Origin of the sequence: Helcococcus ovis (assembly GCF_004524775.2) — a bacterium.
Lineage (GTDB): Bacteria > Bacillota > Clostridia > Tissierellales > Peptoniphilaceae > Helcococcus > Helcococcus ovis.
The window spans coordinates 559,361-579,786 of record NZ_CP119081.1 but is presented as its reverse complement, the minus strand read 5'-3'; the positions used below and the strand labels follow the sequence as shown (position 1 = coordinate 579,786).

14 protein-coding genes and 1 tRNA gene are annotated in these 20,426 nt (G+C 25.4%); 1 reads left to right on the top strand and 14 read right to left on the bottom strand.

The annotated features are described in order from the left end of the window. Nucleotide 1: 1 nt before the first annotated feature. From EQF90_RS02675 to polA, 8 genes are all read right to left on the bottom strand, one after another. Nucleotides 2–1,246 (bottom strand): FMN-binding protein, encoded by a 1,245-nt coding sequence (locus tag EQF90_RS02675; RefSeq protein ID WP_134711945.1) that lies wholly within the window; start codon nt 1,244–1,246, stop codon nt 2–4. Continuing rightward, nucleotides 1,243–2,160, bottom strand: coding sequence for an RnfABCDGE type electron transport complex subunit D (locus EQF90_RS02670; RefSeq protein WP_134711946.1), 918 nt, complete (start codon nt 2,158–2,160; stop codon nt 1,243–1,245). Before EQF90_RS02670 ends, EQF90_RS02675 begins: the two co-directional genes overlap by 4 nt. 9 nt (nt 2,161–2,169) lie before the next feature. Continuing rightward, nucleotides 2,170–3,480, bottom strand: a complete 1,311-nt coding sequence (gene rsxC, locus EQF90_RS02665; RefSeq protein WP_134711947.1) for an electron transport complex subunit RsxC — start codon at nt 3,478–3,480, stop codon at nt 2,170–2,172. A gap of 122 nt (nt 3,481–3,602) precedes the next feature. Then, complete coding sequence (locus tag EQF90_RS02660) at nt 3,603–6,107, bottom strand: ABC transporter permease subunit (protein ID WP_134711948.1); 2,505 nt, start codon at nt 6,105–6,107, stop codon at nt 3,603–3,605. A 102-nt stretch (nt 6,108–6,209) separates the two neighbouring features. Then, on the bottom strand, nt 6,210–6,503 hold the full coding sequence (locus EQF90_RS02655; protein WP_134711949.1) for a hypothetical protein: 294 nt from the start codon (nt 6,501–6,503) through the stop codon (nt 6,210–6,212). 169 nt (nt 6,504–6,672) lie between these two features. Continuing rightward, the gene (locus tag EQF90_RS02650) at nt 6,673–7,290 is read right to left on the bottom strand and encodes a lytic transglycosylase domain-containing protein (RefSeq protein ID WP_134711950.1); all 618 of its coding nucleotides are present in this window, start codon (nt 7,288–7,290) and stop codon (nt 6,673–6,675) included. Beyond that, a complete protein-coding gene (gene coaE / locus EQF90_RS02645) occupies nt 7,287–7,907 on the bottom strand; it encodes a dephospho-CoA kinase (protein ID WP_330167161.1) in 621 nt (206 codons plus the stop codon). Before coaE ends, EQF90_RS02650 begins: the two co-directional genes overlap by 4 nt. Then, nucleotides 7,873–10,509 (bottom strand): DNA polymerase I, encoded by a 2,637-nt coding sequence (gene polA, locus EQF90_RS02640; protein ID WP_134711951.1) that lies wholly within the window; start codon nt 10,507–10,509, stop codon nt 7,873–7,875. Before polA ends, coaE begins: the two co-directional genes overlap by 35 nt. A gap of 724 nt (nt 10,510–11,233) precedes the next feature. Here polA and EQF90_RS02635 point away from each other — a divergent pair. Next, nucleotides 11,234–11,320: transfer RNA gene (locus EQF90_RS02635), tRNA-Leu, on the top strand. A gap of 550 nt (nt 11,321–11,870) precedes the next feature. Here the strand turns inward: EQF90_RS02635 and EQF90_RS02630 are convergent. The 6 genes from EQF90_RS02630 to EQF90_RS02605 all read right to left on the bottom strand — a co-directional run bounded on the left by EQF90_RS02630 (nt 11,871) and on the right by EQF90_RS02605 (nt 20,304). Then, nucleotides 11,871–12,470: an NUDIX hydrolase gene (locus EQF90_RS02630; RefSeq protein WP_134711952.1), complete on the bottom strand. Its 600-nt coding sequence runs from the start codon at nt 12,468–12,470 to the stop codon at nt 11,871–11,873. Between the two features lie 266 nt (nt 12,471–12,736). Continuing rightward, entirely contained in the window at nt 12,737–16,657 is a 3,921-nt protein-coding gene (locus tag EQF90_RS02625) for an NEAT domain-containing protein (RefSeq protein ID WP_134711953.1), read from the bottom strand. A gap of 22 nt (nt 16,658–16,679) precedes the next feature. Further along, the gene (locus EQF90_RS02620; RefSeq protein ID WP_245151214.1) at nt 16,680–17,459 is read right to left on the bottom strand and encodes an ABC transporter ATP-binding protein; all 780 of its coding nucleotides are present in this window, start codon (nt 17,457–17,459) and stop codon (nt 16,680–16,682) included. Beyond that, nucleotides 17,452–18,447 (bottom strand): FecCD family ABC transporter permease, encoded by a 996-nt coding sequence (locus tag EQF90_RS02615; protein WP_209021429.1) that lies wholly within the window; start codon nt 18,445–18,447, stop codon nt 17,452–17,454. Before EQF90_RS02615 ends, EQF90_RS02620 begins: the two co-directional genes overlap by 8 nt. Then, nucleotides 18,434–19,414 (bottom strand): heme ABC transporter substrate-binding protein IsdE, encoded by a 981-nt coding sequence (gene isdE, locus EQF90_RS02610; protein WP_134711955.1) that lies wholly within the window; start codon nt 19,412–19,414, stop codon nt 18,434–18,436. The genes EQF90_RS02615 and isdE overlap by 14 nt, the downstream gene beginning before the upstream one ends. Beyond that, complete coding sequence (locus tag EQF90_RS02605; protein ID WP_167554060.1) at nt 19,411–20,304, bottom strand: heme-binding Shp domain-containing protein; 894 nt, start codon at nt 20,302–20,304, stop codon at nt 19,411–19,413. Before EQF90_RS02605 ends, isdE begins: the two co-directional genes overlap by 4 nt. Nucleotides 20,305–20,426 lie beyond the last annotated feature (122 nt).

The window sequence follows — 20,426 nt, the reverse complement described above, 5'->3', positions numbered from 1 at the left end:
CTTAAATTTTTTCAACAACATTCGCATATTTATATGCAAGAGAAACAACTACAAATTTTAAATTTGCTGCTTTATCTAGGGGTTTTAAATCATCAATTGTATTAAACTTTTCTTTGTGATTGTAACCTTGTTTGCTTTCTTCAGATTTTTTATTTAATTCTAATTTTTTAAAATTTGAATTATCAGATTTAATTTTATCAAATTTCACAAGTGCATTAATCGCTTCATTTAATGAATCTTGAATTGCATTTGATGTAACAGTAGCTCCTGAAATTAATAAAATATCTTTTTCTCCTTTAGGATTTTTTCTCAATTTTATAGAATTTACTAAAAAATTTTTATCTAAATTTAATCCTTTAAAAATATTTGTATAATGTTTATCTTCAATATATGCCCCTAAACCTCCTGTTTCATTATGCGAGACAACCAGCATATCAAATACTCTGTATTCGTAATTTAGTCTTAACATTAAATCTATTTTACCACCATATCCTTTAGCTGTTAATTGTAAAATGTATGAATCAAAATTTTCACCATATTTAACTTTTACAATTCTTTTAACAAATTCGTTATAAATCGAGTCTGTTTGTTTTGCTGACTCCTGAAATTCTTCAAATGTATACTCTGATAAATTATTTGGTAAAATCTCTTTATATTTTGTTTCATAATATGGAGTTTCTTCTGCAACAGGCTTTACTTTGTTAGATAAAGTACTCAATTGATTAACAATATTCTTTAACTCATTAAGCACAGCATTTGTAGTAACTGTAGCCCCAGAAATAGCTGTAATTTGTCCATTTTCTTTATTTCCTTCTCCTGCTGATATTTTACCGGTTGAAACATTTACATCTTTTACACCATTTATAAATTCTTCTGTTTCAACAAAAGCACCATATCCTTCTGTTTCAGATTGTTCTAAAACTTTTAATCCTTTGATAATTCCATCATTTGAAATACCTACTAGTAAATGAATATCTCCTCCAAAACCTTCCTTAGAAATTGCATCAAATACATATCCTATATGATTAGATCCATCACTTACTTTAATAATTTTATTAATAGTTTCAGCTTTATCTTTAATATCAATTTCATTAAATTCTTTACCTTCAGCAAAAACTTCTGCATATTGACTAGGAACATAATCTTCACTATTTAGGCCTAGAAAGACTTTATTTAATCCGTAAATAGAAGCAACAGATACAATTAAAACTAATGCAAATGTAATAATCGCTTTAATTTTATTCATTTCTTAGCCTCCTTTATACCAAATACTCTTGTCTTTACATATTTGTCAATTAGAGGAACAAATACATTCATAATCAAAATTGCAAATGATACTCCTTCTGGATATCCACCATAAATTCTTATTAAAACAGTTAATAATGCAGCTCCTAAAGAATAAATGTATTGCCCCTTAGGTGTCATTGGTGATGATGAATAATCTGTAATCATAAATACAGCAGCTAAAATTATACCACCTGAAAATAGTTGATAAAATGTATCAATAACATCATATTTTAATATAAATAGAAAAAATGCCGAGCCGAAGAAATATGTTAAAGGCATTCTTAATTTAATTACTCCTCTTGCAACTAAATATACTAATCCTAATATGATTGCTAATTTTGATACTTCTCCTATTGTTCCCGGAATATTTCCCAAAAATAACTCTAAAAATTCTACAGGTTTTCTACCTAAAGGAGTTGCTGATGCAACACCATCTATTGTGAAATTAGTCATTTGTGTTGGCCAAGTAATCATCAAAAATGCTCTCCCTGCTAACGCTGGATTCATGAAATTTTGACCAATACCACCAAATAATTCTTTAACAATAACAATGGAAAAAATTGCCCCCAATATTGTCATCCAAAATGGAAATGTAACCGGTAAATTAAATGCTAATAGTATACCTGTTACAACAGCTGATAAATCTCTAACTCTTACTTTTTTATGTAATAATTTTTGCATAACCGATTCTGATAAAACACATGCTGTCACAGAAACTAAAATTAAATATAAAGATCTTAATCCAAAATAGTAAATTGATGCAAATAATGCCGGTAGCATAGCTATTATTACATCTAACATTACTATTTGTGTTGATTTTTTATTTCTAATATGTGGAGCGTGAAAAGTTGAAATGTTTAATGTATATCTCATTAGTTCTCCCTAATCCCTTAATTCTCTTACCATACGCTTTCCTTCTTTGAAAATTTCAACAAGAGGAATATGTGATGGACAAATATATGAACATAATCCACATTCAATGCAACTCATAATATTATTATCTATTGCCCCTCTTATATCCCTATTTCTGATTAATTCTGCTAAAAGAAATGGTTGCAATCCTACCGGACAAACTTCAACACATGAAGAACACTTAATACATGGTTCTTGCTCAGAATAATATGTTTCTTTTTTAGAAAGTGCTAATATTCCATTGGTTGGTTTTTCCAATGGAATTTCCATATCATCCTTAGATAATCCCATCATTGGACCACCTATAACTATTCTTGAAATATTTTTATCTACCCCTCCTAAAAATTCTAAAGCTTTTGAAATTGGTGTACCAAATTTTACAAGAGCATTAGCCTTTCGCTTCATGGATTCACCTGAAAATGTAACAATTCTTTCATAAAGTGGAATATTGTTAATTACGGCTTTCTTAATAGATAATGCTGTTGTAGCATTTGAAACTATTACACCAACATCAAATGGATGCTTTCCAAAAGGCACTACTTTTCCAAGAGTAACATCTATAACTCTCTTTTCATCTCCTTGAGGATACTTAGCTTTAGCAACTACAACTCTAATATTACTTTCATCTTTAACAGCTTCTTTTATAGCCTTGATTGCTTCGGGCTTATCATCCTCAATTAAAATATGTCCATTTTGTGCATTTAATGCATGCATTTCAATTTTTAATCCAATAACTATATCTTTTGCAAAATTCCTCATATTCACATCATCTGAGGTTAAATACGGCTCACACTCTGCACTATTTATAATTACATCTTGAACGGAAGTAGGTGGATTTAATTTTATATGAGTAGGGAAACTGGCTCCTCCTAATCCTGTAATACCTGCATCTTCAACAATCTTAATAATTTCTTCTGAAGACAACCTAGTATAATCTCTATTCATTAATTCGTATCCTAACTCATTTTTATAATCATTTTCAATAAAAATACACTTCACATGATTTCCTCTTGTCGCAGTTGAATACTCAATTTTGGAAACTTTACCTGATACACTTGAATGTATATTTGCCGAAATTGTTCCCACCTTTTTCGCAATCAATTGACCGACTTTTACATAATCTCCCACTTTAACTACCGGCTCGCTTGGTGTACCAATATGTTGCAAAAGAGGAATCTTCACTATGTACGGTGCAGGTATTTCTATGTACTTATCACCTCGACTTAATTCTTTTTTACCCTGAATATGAAATCCATGTTTAAATGTATTTTTAAATACCATTTGTTATCTCCCTTTAACTAATTTTATCAATTATTTTTATTATATCATACTAATGATATTATCATATTGAAAATAAAATAAGTTCACAAATTTCTTAAAATATCTAATATCAATTTCTATATCTACTGTTCTATTTTATTAGATAAAATCATTCCCATAATATTAATAACTGTTGTAAAAATTAAAATAACAATAAACATTAATAAAATATTTGCATCTTGCGAATTAAGTTTAATTTTTATTGCTCCATTAGCTATATATCTGGCACTCATGTAGCTAAACGGTGAATAAATTTTTAAATAATTTGGTAATTTAAAATTTATTAATAATCCGGAGGCTAGTATAATTAAAGTTGTAAAAATTAAAGTTAATCTACGTTTTGTAAACATCGAAATAAAGTTCGAAATAGAAATTATCATGTATAATTGTAAAATTAACAAAATAAATATTTTCAAGTTGTATACCCATATAGGAATAAATGAAAAATAATTTTTAGAATTTAAGCTTATTGATGAAATATTTAATAGTCTATCATATTGAACTATAGGAAAATTTAAATCTCCTATACCTTTTGTAATAAATCCTAAAAAACTAATAAATAAAAACATTAAAATAGTTAATATTATTGCAATCAAAAATGTAGAAAATAATTTAAATAAATATATTTTTCTTTTATTTAATGGTTGTGTGTTTATTAAATCAATTTGTCTTCCATTTTCTTTGTCAAATGTGTATCCACCTATAACCATGAAACTTACAATGGCTAAAATAAATAAATCCAAAGGATAAGTTTTGAATAATTTTCTATGTATATAGGATGCAGAGTGATCAAATATATTATCAAAGTCTTCTATTTCATTTGATATTTCTCTTTCTTCATACTCTGAAGAAAAAATTGGCCAAGCTAAAACTTTAGGTTCTATATTTTTTTCAGATAAATATTTATATAAAGATAAAGTTTCATTGTATGATGATGGAGAATATAAAAAATTTTTTAATTTTACGGTTGTTATTATCTTGTCATTTTGTAATATATCATTTATTTGATCAATTCTTAATTTATAAAAATTCTTTCCATCTTTTTTATCATAATATTCAGATTCTATTCTATATTTTTCTATTCTTTTTTCCCTTTCTAATAATTTCTTTTCTAATCTATTAAATTCTTCTTCAAAAGCCTTCTTTCCATGTAATTTAATATAATCTTCTTTCATCATACTAAAATTTGTGATTTCATTTTCTAATTGTTCTGTTTCTGATATCTTATAATAAGTCATTAAAGGAGTAAGATCTGATGATTTTAATACACTTTCTGATTTAATATCTTTAATGTACACATTGATAAAAAGTATTATTAAAATAGCTAAAACGCCTGAAAACATAAATAAAAATGTTTTGTCTCTTATAATCTTAAAATATTCAAAATTAAAAATTGACTTAATTTTTTTATTACATTTAAAGCTATAATATAAAAAATTTCGATTTAATAAATACACTGACAATAGAACTAAAATAAAACTTAAAGATAAATATATCAAATAAATATTAAATCCTATTGGTTTAACACGAAAAGAATTTATTACATTTAATTCAACATCTATACTTATAAATCCATTTAATATATTCTTAAAGTTTAATAAATAAAAAGGATTATAAACATTTCTTAACAAATCAAATTTATTTGTAATAATTGTACTAATTATTAATCCAAATGATATTAATATTGCCGGTAAATACTTATTCTTAAATATGGTGCTAAGCAAAATTATAAGTCCTGCAAAAAATGTTATCATAATTATGCTAGATAAAATAATTTTTATTAATAATATATAAGCTATTGTGTAATCAATATTTTTATCAGAAAATATTCTATATATTTCTAAGTGACCATTGTGCCAATTATAACCATTTAGCTTAAATATAATAGCTGTAAATATAATTGTTAAAAATATAAAAGTTATACCATAAATTATAATACTTATCCATTTTGATAAAATAATTTTAAACTTTGAAATAGGTTGAGTTTTTGCTAAATTAATTGTATTTGATAGTTTTTCATCAGAAATTATCCCTGAAAAAATAAATGTTAGAAAAACTACTATGGATACCCCAAACGTAATATTATCATTATAAATTAAAGTTCTAATTGGATTTGAAGAAATATTAGACATTAATTGTGTACTAACAGGTGTATTTGTATTAATCATGTAGTTACTTTCAAACATTTCCCAATCCCAAATTTTCTTTTGTTCAAGGTTTAAACTAATATTATATTTTTTTAATAAGAAATCATTAAATAGAAAATTTTTATAATATGCCCTAGTCATATCATTAGCATATTTTTCATCATTTATCTTACTATCATCCCATGGATATTCAAAATTAATTGTATATTCTGAATATTCTTTGACAATTTTATTTTTATCATCATCATTCAAATTTTTTATTATTTCACTTTTGTGATTTAATCCTAAAAACAAACTACCATTTAATGATTTTTCATTTCTAATAGATATATTTGTAACTTTAGTAATATATAGATTATATGCAGAAACTAAAATAGATAATAATATTAATATTAAAAATAACTTACTTTTATATATTTTTTTTATTTCAAAAGATATCATTACAACCTCTATTTCATGTTATTTTTTTATAAAAAAATTTCCCATAAAGTCAAATTTAATAATAAAACTTTATGGGAAAATTTAATTCTTATTTATAATAACCTATATTCTTAAAGCTGAATTCCCAGCGTAATCTAATGTACCTTCAAAGTAAGCTATTCCATCTTGTATTGTTTTTAAGAAAATATATCCTTGATAATATCCTTCCTTATGTTTTCCATCAGATACATATATTCTACGCCATATTCTATTACTAATTGTATGTGAACCATATAAGTATATTTTTTCTTTATGATTATAGAATTCTTGTATAATAACACCATATGGCTGAATATTACTATTATCTATAATTCTTCCACTAGCATACACTGATGTACTAAAAAAAATAATCGACATAACTAAAATAAATATTTTTTTACTGACTTCATATTAACTTTCCTTTCATAATAAATGTAATATATATTGTATACTTATAAGTATATATATCATATTAAATATAAAAAATCAATATTTTTCTTTTTTAATATAAAAATATATTAAAAATTATTTAATACATTTTATTATCTTAACCTAACGAAATCAAAATTTTAAACGCTTTTTTAAATTTTGATTCTGTATTATTTTTATAATAAACATCATATATTTTTTTATTTAAATTATACTGTTTTTTTACTTTATATATATAATGTTTTGTTTCTGCTATCGGTATTTTATCATAATTTTTATCATTTCCATTTAAAATACCGGCATCTATCCACTTTTGAACATTACTTGGTCCCCCATTGTATGCCATGATAGCATAGTCTACATTTTTAAATAGATCAAATAAATATTTCAAATAATATGTTCCATATTTTATATTTAATTCAGGATTTAATAAATTTTCTTCCTTAAAACCTTCACCCAATCTATTTGCAATCCATTCACCTGTTTCAGGTAATAACTGCATCAAGCCTTTAGCATTTGCATGAGAATGTGCTTTTTCATTAAAAGAACTTTCCACTTTTACCACAGCAGTTACAAGCTTTTTATCAATTTTATATTGTTCAGAATATTTTTCTATATATTTTATATACGGCACATGATTATCATTTATCATTAAATATACATAAAAGTATATACCAGAAAATATAATCAATGCCAAAATAATAAGTATTATTATTAGTCTTTTTAGTACTTTCATAAATTTTCCAATCTTTCATTAATTTGTTTAAGTAAAAATTTTTCATCTTTAGAATTATCAATAATAAAATCTGCATATTTTATTTTTTCATCAATGCTTATTTGTGAATTAATTTTTTTAAATGCTTCCTCGTCATTCAATTTGTTTCTTGACTTCAATCTTTCAATCTGAATGTTTTTCGGAACATAAATCAACCAAATTTCATCATAATTTATATAAAAATTTCCATTTTTAATTAATTCAATAAGTAAAGGATTATCAATAAAAATTAATTTTTCTTTAAATAAATTAATATTCTCTAATATTGTATGAAAAATATTTGGATGAGTCAAATTATTTAATTCCTTTAATTTTTCATTATCTTCAAAAACAATTTTTCCCAACTTACATCTATCAATTTCATTATTCTCATCTAATATTTCACTCCCAAAATAATTCAAAATATTAATATAATTTTTTTCACCCTTTTTCATTAATTCATGAGCAGTTTTATCTAAATCAAAAACTGTATATCCCTTACTTTTCAATATATTAGATACCTTAGATTTTCCGGTTGCTATTGAACCCGTTATTCCAATAATTTTAGACTTCATACCAATTATTTCCAATCTCAACATCAACTGAAATATCAACTTCCAATTTTACAGCTCTTTCCATTTCTTCTTTTAAAATATTCTCTATTATATCAATTTCATCATTAGATGTTTCAATAATAAGTTCATCGTGAATTTGTAATATCAATTTTGATTTCAACTTTTCAGATTTAATTCTATTATAAACATTAACCATCGCAATCTTTATAATATCTGCCGCTGTTCCTTGAATTGGAGTATTTAATGCTATTCTCTCTCCAAAACTTCTAACATTAAAATTAGAACTTTTTAATTCAGGAATATATCTTATTCTATGAAATAATGTATCTACATATCCCTGTTCTTTAGCTTGTTCTATTATTTTATCCATATATTTGGCTATATTGGGATATGTTCTTAAATATCCATCAATATATGACTTTGCTTCTTTTCTAGGTATGTCTAAATCTTGAGATAAACTATAGTCAGAAATTCCATAAACTATTCCAAAATTGACAGCTTTGGCATTTGACCTTTGTAACTTTGTAACCTCATCAATCGCTACTCCAAAAACCTCTGATGCAGTCTTAGTATGAATATCTATATTATGCTTAAATGCATCTATCATTGTTTCATCTTTTGACAATGAAGCCAATACTCTGAGTTCTATTTGAGAATAGTCGGCTGAAACAAGCTTTTTATTTTCACCTGCAACAAATGCCTTTCTAATCATTCTTCCTTCTTCTGTTTTTATAGGAATATTTTGTAAATTCGGTTCTGTTGAACTAAGTCTTCCTGTTACCGCAACAGTTTGGTTAAATTTAGAATGAATTCTTCCATCTTCCTTAATCACCGGAATCAATCCATCAATATATGTGCTCTTCAATTTTGAAAGTTGTCTATATTCTTCAATCAGTGGAATAATTTCATGTTCACTTCTCAATTTATATAAAACATCTACATTTGTAGAATATCCAGTCTTTGTCTTTTTAATTACAGGTAATTTCAACTTGTCAAATAGGACTTCTCCCAACTGTTTTGGTGAATTCAAATTAAATTCTCCATCAGCTAAATCAAATATTTTTTTTGTTATATCTTCTATTCTTGCTGAAATTTCAATATCTAGCTTATCAATTTCTTTTCTTTCAACTTTAACACCAAATATTTCCATATCTCCAAGAACTTTTACCAGTGGTAGCTCAATGTCATAAAGCAAATGCTCCATTTCTAAATTTTCCAACTTCTCAATTAGTTTATTAAAAGTCTTTTCTATAATAAATAAATTATTCGATAAGTATTCTTCAACATAAATAATTTCCAAATCATTTATAGTTTTTCTGGACTTACCACTTCCTAAATATTCATCAAGTGATTTAATATCTGCCTCTAATTCAGAAAATGCAATATCTTTTATAGAATAATCGCCTTTTGGATTAATCAAATAGCTAACTAACATCAAATCAATATAGTTGTCACTCAATTCTATTCCTAATTTATTTAATTGAACATATTGTTTTTTTAAATCAAATCCAATTTTTTGTATTTCCTGATTTTCAAAAATTTCCTTAAATTTTGAGACAAATAAATCCTTATCTTTTTCTAAATCTACAACTAATATTTTATTTTTATCATCTTTAATTCCAATATATTTAGCATTTTCAAATAAATAGTCACCATCTACTATAAATTCAAAAATAAACTTTTTATTTTTTAACACATGTGCATATACATCGCCAATTCTATTAATTCCAATAATTTTATAATCAAAATTAAACCTTTCATTGCCCTTAGGTGCAAACTGTGTTGTTAATGTATTAAATTCTAATAGTTTATATTTTTCATAAAGTTCATCTCTATTCGGTTCTTTAACTCTTAAATTTTCAATATCAAAATTTAGTGGAACACTTGTAAATATTTTACCTAATTTTCTTGATAAAAATGCCATCTCTCTATTTTCAACCAATTTTTGTGATAATACCTTACCGGAAATTTTATCTAGATTCTCATAAATTGCTTCAAGATTCCCATACTCTTTAACTAATTTAATCGCTGTCTTTTCACCGACTCCGGGAATACCGGGTATATTATCTGATGCATCTCCCATCAACCCCTTAACTTCAACTAATTTTTCAGGACTTAATTCATATTTTTCTTTTACTTTTTCTACATCATATATCTCTAAAAGTGAAATACCTTTTTTTGTATATAAGACATTAGACATTTCATCTACCAATTGGAAATAATCTCTATCCCCAGTAAGCATATATGATTGAATATTTTTTTTATTTGATAATTTAGACACTGTACCAATAATATCATCAGCTTCATATTCATCCATTGCAATATGTTTAATATTATATGAATCTAATAAATCTTTTACTATTCCAAATTGTGTCAATAATTCATCAGGAGTTTTTTGCCTATTTCCCTTATATTCTGCATATTCCAATGTCCTAAATGTTGGACCTGATTTATCAAATGCAACCAAAACATAATCAGGATTTATTTTTTCAATCGCAGCATTATACATATTTATAAATCCATAAACTGCTCCGGTCGGTATACCTTCCCTTGTTGATAAATTTCTTATCGCATAAAATGCTCTAAAAATCAAACTAGATCCATCAATCAATAATATTTTTTCCAAATTTCCTCCTAGAATATTTTCATTATGTATTAATTATTTATATATTAAAGTATATCAAATGCATGCACAAATAGCACTAAATAAATTTTGCTGTGTGATGAAAAATTTTAATTACACAAAAAAAAGCTTCAATAGTTTGAAAATTACAATTATGCCTTTTGAAAAATTTCTTTCTTGTCATATACGTTTGATAAACTTAAATTATATAATCAAATTTGTACATTTTTATGTTGACATTAACATAATTAAGTGTAAAAATATTTGAAATTTCCCCTGCATAATATTAAAATGGAAAAAAGCTGGGGCTAAATTTAGGAAGAAAATTTTCAAATTGCCCCTGCATAATATTAAAATGGAAAAAAGCTGGGGCTACTTTGAAAAAATATAGATAAAAATAGCCCTAGCAAAATAAGTAAGTGGAAAAAAGGAGGGGTCAGATTTAGTAGAAATGAAGCAAGTGTAGCCCTAGCAAAATAAGTAAGTATAAAAAAGAAGGGGCTACTCTGTAAAAATATAGATAAAAATAGCCCCATCAAAATAAGTAAGTGGAAAAAAGAAGGGGCTACTTTGAAAAAATATAGATATAAACTACTACCTATAAGCTAGACATATACAATTACATTTTGACAGTATATATTAAATGGTAACACCAAAAGTTATACAGTCAAATGTAATAAATTTTAACTTGAAAATATTTTATGAAAATGTTAATATATATAAGTAAGCCGGTATGGTGGAATTGGCAGACACGTCAGACTCAAAATCTGGTGCCTTCACGGGCGTGGGGGTTCGACTCCCTCTACCGGCACCACTTAAAAATATTCATAGACATAAGAGGACATTAAAGGAAATAACAGGACATTTAAAATGATTATTCAAAAATATGTTTTATTTAGGACATAATTTGTTTAAAGACTGTTTTAGTCGAAAATGTATAAAGAGTGTATGAACACGGGGATAGAGAAAATCTATCTCCTTTTTTTTTGCAAAAATAAAAGCCACGAATAATTTTCACGGCTTTTACAATATCAATCCAACTCTTTTTTTCTTTGTTCTATTAAATTTTCTAATTCTTCCAAATCTTCTAAAGTTGCTTTATTTCTTATAAAACTTCTTGATATACTTCGATAATTTAAATATTGTTTATGTTCTTTATTACTTTCATACCATTTTTTATCTGCTTGTGGATTATATATACAGATTCTCTTTTTGACATATATCCTTCCTATTTAAATAATAAGTATAATGCTATGATTATCGCAATGAATAATACAAATTGTAATTTCTCCTTTAATGTTATTTTTATTATTTGTGTTTTAATTCTCCATTTGTTTTTCGTAGAAAAGGTATTATTATTTCTATTAAAATTTATTCTTAGAATAATAATGAGAATTATTATTTCTATTAAAATTTCTAACCTTTTTACCATTATCAAACGCTTTACTATTTGTGTGAATGCCTCGTTTTTCTTTAGTAAAATAAAGCATTTCAATTAATGATTTTGTATAGGGAATAAATTTATTTTCATCAATTAGTTTATAAATTTCCTCTTTTGTTGCCCACTTGCAGTCCTGAACTTCTTCTTCTTGAATAACAACATCTTTTATATCTATTTCTTCCATAAATGTGTAAAAATCGTCAAATCCTTGTTTAAAATTAATTGTAAAATCAGGTCTAACTCCTCTAAAATCAAGATCAATGCCTAATTCTTCATTTACTTCTCTTCTTGCAGCTATTTGGGATGTTTCTCCTTTTTTAACACTTCCACTAACACTAAAATCCCATAAATTTGCCCAACCACGTTTTGTTTTTTGTCTTTGTTGAATTAACATTTCATTTTTAGAATTGAAAATACATACATGAATAATCGTTCTATAGAAATTTTTTGGAGTCTTTTTCCCCCTAATCATGGTTCTTTTTGTTTTTCTTCTATTAATATCATATAAATCAAATATTTCCATAATTAACCTTTCTATTTTTAAAATATCTAGTTTAAATTGTACACTAATTTTGAGAATAATTAAACTATTTTAGTTAATATTAAATATAAATCTGAATATTATCTAATGAAATCCCCCAAAAAAGTATAAACTGCAAATATAAAATTTTGATAAAAAAAGCTATTTTGAATCAAACTTACCAAAAAATTATTTATTAAATCATAATTTTAAGATTAGCATAATCACAAAATAGCTTAAAGCTTACTTTTTATTTTTTAATTAAGGTTTTATATAATATCTTTTCTTCTTCTAATAGCAATGAATATAAATGTGATTCCACTTGCTATTATTAAAAATGTATGATTATTGACATTAAAACTATCGCCAGTATTTGGAGATTTTAATCTATTATTTTTATCGAAATTTCTCACAGTATTTAAATTCAATTTCAATAGTACATCTTGCTCACCCATTCCTTTTCTACCTGAAACAAGTCCTATTTTTTCCATAACATCTACAAATACATGAAGAGGTATGAATCCTGATTTATCATTCAATGCAGATTTCACTAAAGGAATTCTAACAATTTTTGGAGATTTCCCATCTGATTGGTATTCTAAAACTTCTCCATTTAATAATCTTCCTACAGGTTTCAAGTTTTCATCATATGTGAAATTATCATAATAACTTAATTTTCCCAAATATCCAACCTTCTTACCTATTTTCATCCCTTTAAATTCAAGTGTAATATAAATATCTCCTCCATTTTTTTCTAATATTGCTGTAGGCAATATTGCACCATTTGCCATGGAGTCTTCTTTTCTATTGATTTTTATTAATTTTATATCTACTAAATACTTACCATCTCTTAATTTGTATAAATCTTTCAGTGATGATAATTTTGGAATTTTATATTCTTCGTTATAAAGATTATAATTTTTTACATTATTTCTTGAACTTGAATTTATATTAAAATCATTTCCCTTAGAAATAAATTTGGATTTAGCCCAATCAATTACTAAAACTGCAGGTTGTGGTCCTTCTTTCTTTCCTGATAATTTTGCAATATCATCCATTGCATCAACCCATATTTTTAAACCAACAAATTTAGTTTTCATATCCTTCAATGGAATTATAATTTCCTTAGGATATTTTATTCCATTTTCTTCATATGTTGAAAATACATCTGTATCCTTAAGATTCTTATCAGCTTTCATATCTTCCAAACTTGGATAATATCCTAATTTTGTAACATGTCCTGTTTTATCAAAGCTTTTTAAATATAAGCTCTTCAAACTAATAATAATATTAATTCCCTTTTTACTCTTAATTACTCTTGCAAGCGAATTTAATGCAGCATTACCCATAGATGCCTCTTCACTACTTGCATTTTTTAAAAATACAGGTACTTCATAAATTTCAGACTCTACATTACTAAATTCTTTAGAAACATTTGCATCAACAAATTGAGATATTTCTGTTACTTTATTATTTCCTGTTGATGAATTATACTCATATATAGTTTTAGTTACTTTATACCTATCTCCCTTTTTCATATCAGGATCATTAAATTTATTTGTTATATCATTTTCATTTTTTGTTGTACTGCTAATGATTTCTTTAACATTTCCATTTCTAAATCTTTCTAATTTTGTTGTGATTTCCCAATTTTTACCCTCTAATCGATTTATTACACTTTTACCTTTTGATGATAATTCATCCATAAATTTAATATATTCATCATATCCTTGTATAACTTCTTTACCACCATAATATGAACTTCCATCATATTTCCAATGTAATAAATTTAAAATTGTCATCTTATCATTTTCGTATTTTGAAGTAACAACCCCATCTTTAGCTTCCAAAATTAAATTTGAAGATGTTCTTTGAGGATAATATCCTAAAACACTGCTTGGATGTATTCCCAATTTCTTTTGTGAATCCTCATCATATTTTATAGTTTTACTTAGATAATTAAATGCTATATCTAATGTTTGTAGTTGTCCTGATTTCTTTATAACTTGATCAGGTAACTTGCTGAATTTATTGCCATCTAATCTAACTATGGCATTATTTTTAGCTAAATTAGCCCATAGTTGTTCTGGTAATTCACTTAAATTATTATTGCTTGCATTAAATTCTTTTAACAATTTTAAGTTTCCAACTTCTTTTGGAATTATTTCTAAATTATTATTTGGTAGAGATAAATTATTTAATTTTTCAAGATTTCCTATACTTTTTGGTATAGTTTTTAATTCATTATTTCCTAAAGTTAATATATTAATATTTTTATTTTGTTCAAAAAGCTTATCAGGTAAATTTTTTAACTTGTTATCTTGTAATCCAAGTATTTCAAGTTTTTTCATTTTCGAAAATAATGATTCCGGAATACTTGATAACCATGTATTGTCTAAACTTAAATCCTTTAATTCCGTTAAACTATCAAATACTCCTTCCGGTAATTGCCCCAACTTATTTGAGCTTAAATATAACTTAGTAATTTTTGAATTATTCTTAAATAATTCTTTCGGAATATTAGTAATATTATTACCTGATAATATTACTTCTTGTATATTAACAGCTTTTGCAAATAAATCTTTTGGTAATTCACCGAATTTATTACTGTCTGATTTGAATGATTTAACCTTTGGTCCCATATTTTTTAATAAAGATATATCATAAATTGCACCTTTATCAATTGCTCCGTTTATTTCTATGGAACCTATATTTATATCACCTTCAAAATCCATTAGTTCTTCAGGAGTAACCTTACCATCTTTATTTTTATCAACTCCATTTGCTATAAGTTTCTTTTGCAAAATCTCATCACTTTTTGCTCTAGCAATCTTTTCTTCTTCAATAACTGCAAAATCATCCCAGCCCTTGTACACTTCATTAGCAAATTTTATTTTAACTTTAGTATATTTGTCAAAATTACTTTTTTGGCTTGGTAAACCGCCCATATACCCTACAAGTACACCTGCCATATGTTCCTTTGTTAAGTCATCAATATCCATAGAAAATGTTGCTCTATCATATTGTCCGGCACTATTTGTGTTGCCATAATCTTTTTTTATAGCAGAACTCCAATTATTTTTATTTTCAATTCCAAAATCTATTAATGAATATGCAAACAATGTATTTAACATAGTTATTGTATATTTACCATCTTTTACTACTAATTTTATATTTTTGTCAAAGAATCCCTCTAACATGGAGGAACCCTTTCTCCCATCTGCATAAAGTGCATTAAATCCGATAGTATATTCCCCATTTGACAAATTTTTTAAGTCCTTAATTGGAGTTCCCTTATTTTTCTTTGTTTTTTTATCTAACAATGTATTTTGTGCATTATTTTTGATAATATCAGATTTTATAACATTTCCATCATTTGGAAATACAGACTTACTTCCATCATTAAATTCTATTTCAACTTCATTTTTTTCTTTAAATAATTTTATAACTTCTGAATCGTGAGTATATAAATCATAAGACATACTTGTTAAAAACACATTATTATCTTTTAATTTTTGGGTTAAATCATTTCCATTAAATATAAATTTTTTTACTGATTCTCTAAATTTAGTATCTTTTGATGAAATATTATCTATATTTATAGAAACTAATTCTTTATTTTCATAATTTTGTGTCTTAAAAACTTTTTTTATTAAATACTCATTTGCAACATCATATTGAATATTTTGATAATTAATTACATCATCATTTTTTACATATCCATCTTCTTCATATTTTGCAATTGAACCATCATTAAAATAAAATTCTATTTTATGTTTAGTATTTTTAGAAAATATCTCATAAAAATTTGGGACAGTAACTGTAATCTCATTATTAAATAGTATAAATCCTTTTGAATCATAGGATTGATCAGTATTTACTTTATAACTTCTATCATCTATTTTTAAATCCTTTATATTTTTCCAATATTTATTAAAAATTGATTCACCTTTTTTATCTTCTACACTAAATGTAACTGTTTTAGCATTTACCTCTGGTTTACTAATTATAAAATCCTCTGCAATACCTTTGGTTACAGTTAACTTACTAGTTTCATTTGATGCAAAAGCTGATTTCACTGCTATTCCGGGCAAATTTGTAAATGTTAACGAAAAAGCTAATGCTCCTGCCATTAATCTTTTACTGCAATTAATTATTAATTCTTTATTTATGTAATTTTTATTATTCATAACAAACTCCTTTTGTTAAGTTCTAAATGCTTAATATGTATTTTTGTCCTTCTATTTCCTTTATTTTTAAATTAATGCCATATATTTTTTTAATATTTTCTTCAGTTATAACTTCACTTGGTCCTCCTTCCATCTCAATTTTCCCTTTTTTTAATCCGATAATTTTATCTGAATATCTTATTGCCTGATTAATATCATGAAGTACCATGATTATAGTTATGTTAAACTCTTTGTTAATTTTTTTTATTAAATCCAATATCTCTATTTGATATCTAATATCTAAAAATGTTGTCGGCTCATCTAAAAATAAAACTTCCGTTTCTTGTGCCAATGCCATTGCGATCCACGCTCTTTGTCTTTGTCCACCGGATAAATTTGATAATTTACATTTTCTATATTTTTCGATAGATGTAACTCTCAATGCCCAATCTATAATTTTTTCATCCTCGTCAGAATTAATATTAAATAATTTTTTATGAGGAGTTCTTCCTAGACTAACTAAATTTTCCACACTTATTGATGTTTTGACATCATTTAATTGTTGAACTATTGAAACATTTTTAGCAAAATTTTTTATAGATATATCTGAAATATTTTTGTTTTCTAAAAAAATTTTTCCTGAATTTGGTATCAATTCTTTTGTCATCAAATAAAATAAAGTAGATTTCCCGCATCCATTTCCACCTAAAAAAGTGGTGATTTGTCCTTCTTTTATAGAAAAATTAACATTATCAATAATTAAATCATTTTCATATGAAAAACTTAAATTTTGAACAATTATTTTATCTTTTTTCTCATTCATAATTTATCCCCTTTCTCAAAATAAAAATAAAGAATGGACCTCCTACTATCCCCATAATCACTGAGGCGGGGATTTCATATGGATAAAATATTGTCCTCCCTAAGGTATCGGCTAATAAAAATGTTATTGCACCTAGTATCATTGAAAAAGGAATTAATTTTCTATGATCTTCTCCAATAAAAATTTTTGAAATATGTGGAACTATCAACCCTAAAAATCCTATACTTCCAACTATTGCAGTAGATGATGAAGCAAGTATAGTTGCTATGACAGAAATCATTATTCTATTAAGACTTACATTTATACCTAAACTTCTAATTACTTTATCTTCTAAAAACATTAAGTTGCAAATTTTCGAACAAAATATTGCAAGAAATATTCCAATAAATATATATGGAATAAGAATATTTACATCATCCCATGTTTTCATTGTTATATTTCCATTTACAATTGATGCAACACCATTCATCGATGAACCTGTCGCAAAATTTATTGCCGATGATAATCCTGAAAACATTGTACTTATTGCTACCCCAATTAAAACAATAGAAATCGGACTAAATGAAAATTTCCATGATAATAAATAAACTATAAAAAATGCAATTATACCTCCTATTGAAGCAAATATAGGTGTCATTAGATATAATTTCGGAAAAAATGCCGCAATCATTACAGCGAAAAAACTTGATGAAGAATTAATTCCTATAATTCCCGGATCAGCTAATGGATTTTTTAAGACAGATTGAAATAAAACTCCGGAAACGGCTATCCCTGCACCTGCCATTACTGAAATAATTATTCTTGGAAATCTTAAATCATAAACAATGGATACACTTTCATCATATTCAAAAAATAATCCTCTTATTAACTGTTTTAAATCTACTTTAATACTACCTAAATTAATGGATAAAAATATTAAAAATAACAATAAAATTGCAAAAATCAGAAAGTATACTAAATCAAATTTTCTAGGATTAATTTTTTTCATTTTTTTTCTCCTCATTAAATAGAATTAATGATAGTTCTTTTAATGCATCCTGATAATTAAACCTTGCACTCATACCGAATTTATCATATGATAAATCAAAAACTTTATTATTTTTTACCGCACTAAAATGTTTCCAAATATCATTTTTATTAAAATCATCATCAAACATTTTTTTTACATTTTTCGGCAATGCATGTGCTGCTCTTAAAATTATATCCGGATTTTTAGTTTTCATATCTTCTGTATTGACATTTAAGAATTGCTTATATTCATGATGATAAACATTTTCTCCACCTGCTAAATTAACAAGGTCTCCTATGTATGAATTATTTGTCGCTATTAGATAAGACCCTGGTAATCCCATCAAAATCATTACCTTTGGTTTATTTGTAAAGTTTATATTTCTTTTATATTCCTCATAAAATTTATTAAATTCTAAAATTAATTTATTAGCTTCTTTTTCTTTACCAAAAATATATCCCAGTTCTTTAATAGACTGATACATACCACCTACACTATTGAGATTTAGAAATGCCCAATCAGATTTAATTGTTTCATATTTTGGTTTCAAATCATCAATTAATGAATTTGGGGACAATATCCAATCCGGATTTAACTTTGAAATTTTTTCTAAATCAGGATTCATTGCTAATCCAATTTTTTCAACATTTTTATATTTTTTAGGCAATTTATATATATTAGAATTAGAAATTCCTACCAATTCTAAATTTAACTTATCACATATATCCGCTATAGATGGCGATGTAGCAATTATTTTCGGCTTTGATTTACTATTCTCAACTATTTTTTTTGCATCAATAACTCCAAGTTTATGATTTTCACCAACGCTTTTTTTAGTAGGACTACTTACATTATGTTCTTTTTTTTTATCAGGATGCTGATTAACACACCCTGTTAGAAATATTGATAATAATAAAATAACTACAAAATTAAATTTCTTAATCATTTTCTATTACCTCTTTTTTTTATGTACAATAAAGCCTTAAAAATTATAAATAAAATCCCTAAAGAAATAACACCAAAAATTATGAACTTACTTGTGTTGTTAATTCCTTTAGATTTCAGAGAGGAAGCATTTTTCACTGTACTTTCAGTAGATAAAATTAATCCTTCTTTTTTTAATTTATTTTCATGATTATAATTTGATATTAACTTTTCATTTTTTGTATCGTTTTTTTCAGAACTTGTTTCTTTCTTAGTTTCTTTATTTGTATTTTTACTTTTATTTTTTTCTAATTTAGATTCTTTTTTATTTTTTTCTAATTTAGATTCTTTTTCTTCTTTTTCTTCTTTTTCTTCTTTTTTTTCTTTTTCTATAGAATTTGAACTAACTAATTTTTGAGCAATATCTGTATTATTTCCCTGAACAACATCTGAAATATGCATAAACCAAATAACATTTCTTCCCATAGGCTCTACATACATATTGCCCTTTATTATCGAGTTTTTATTTATAATCTTAATTCTTATATCTTTAGTTTCACCATTATCATCACTTCCACTTCCCGTAAATTCATGTTCCGAATCATTTTCATCTACTAAAAATTTGTGATTACCGGTATAATCAAACAATGCCATTTTAATTGTTAAATACATTTCGCCCGAATCTAAAACCTCTAATAGCCCTTTCTTATAAACAGCTCCTTCAACCATACCTTGTCCAATCTCAACTGATTTTTCTCCGCCAGAATCTTCAATTTCACCTGTAATCGGGTGTTTATAACTTGGATTTACATTAACCGTAAATACTTTTCCTGATTCTGCAAAAACCATTTCACTTAAATTCACTATTGAAATTAAAAATATTAATGTACAAATATAAACTCTTTTTTTCATAATAAAATCCTCTCTATTTTAGGCTCACCAAATAATTTTAATATCGATTACAAACATTGTCAATATAAAACTAATTATTTTATTCGGTATGCTTAATTTTAATTACATTCCATATTAAAATA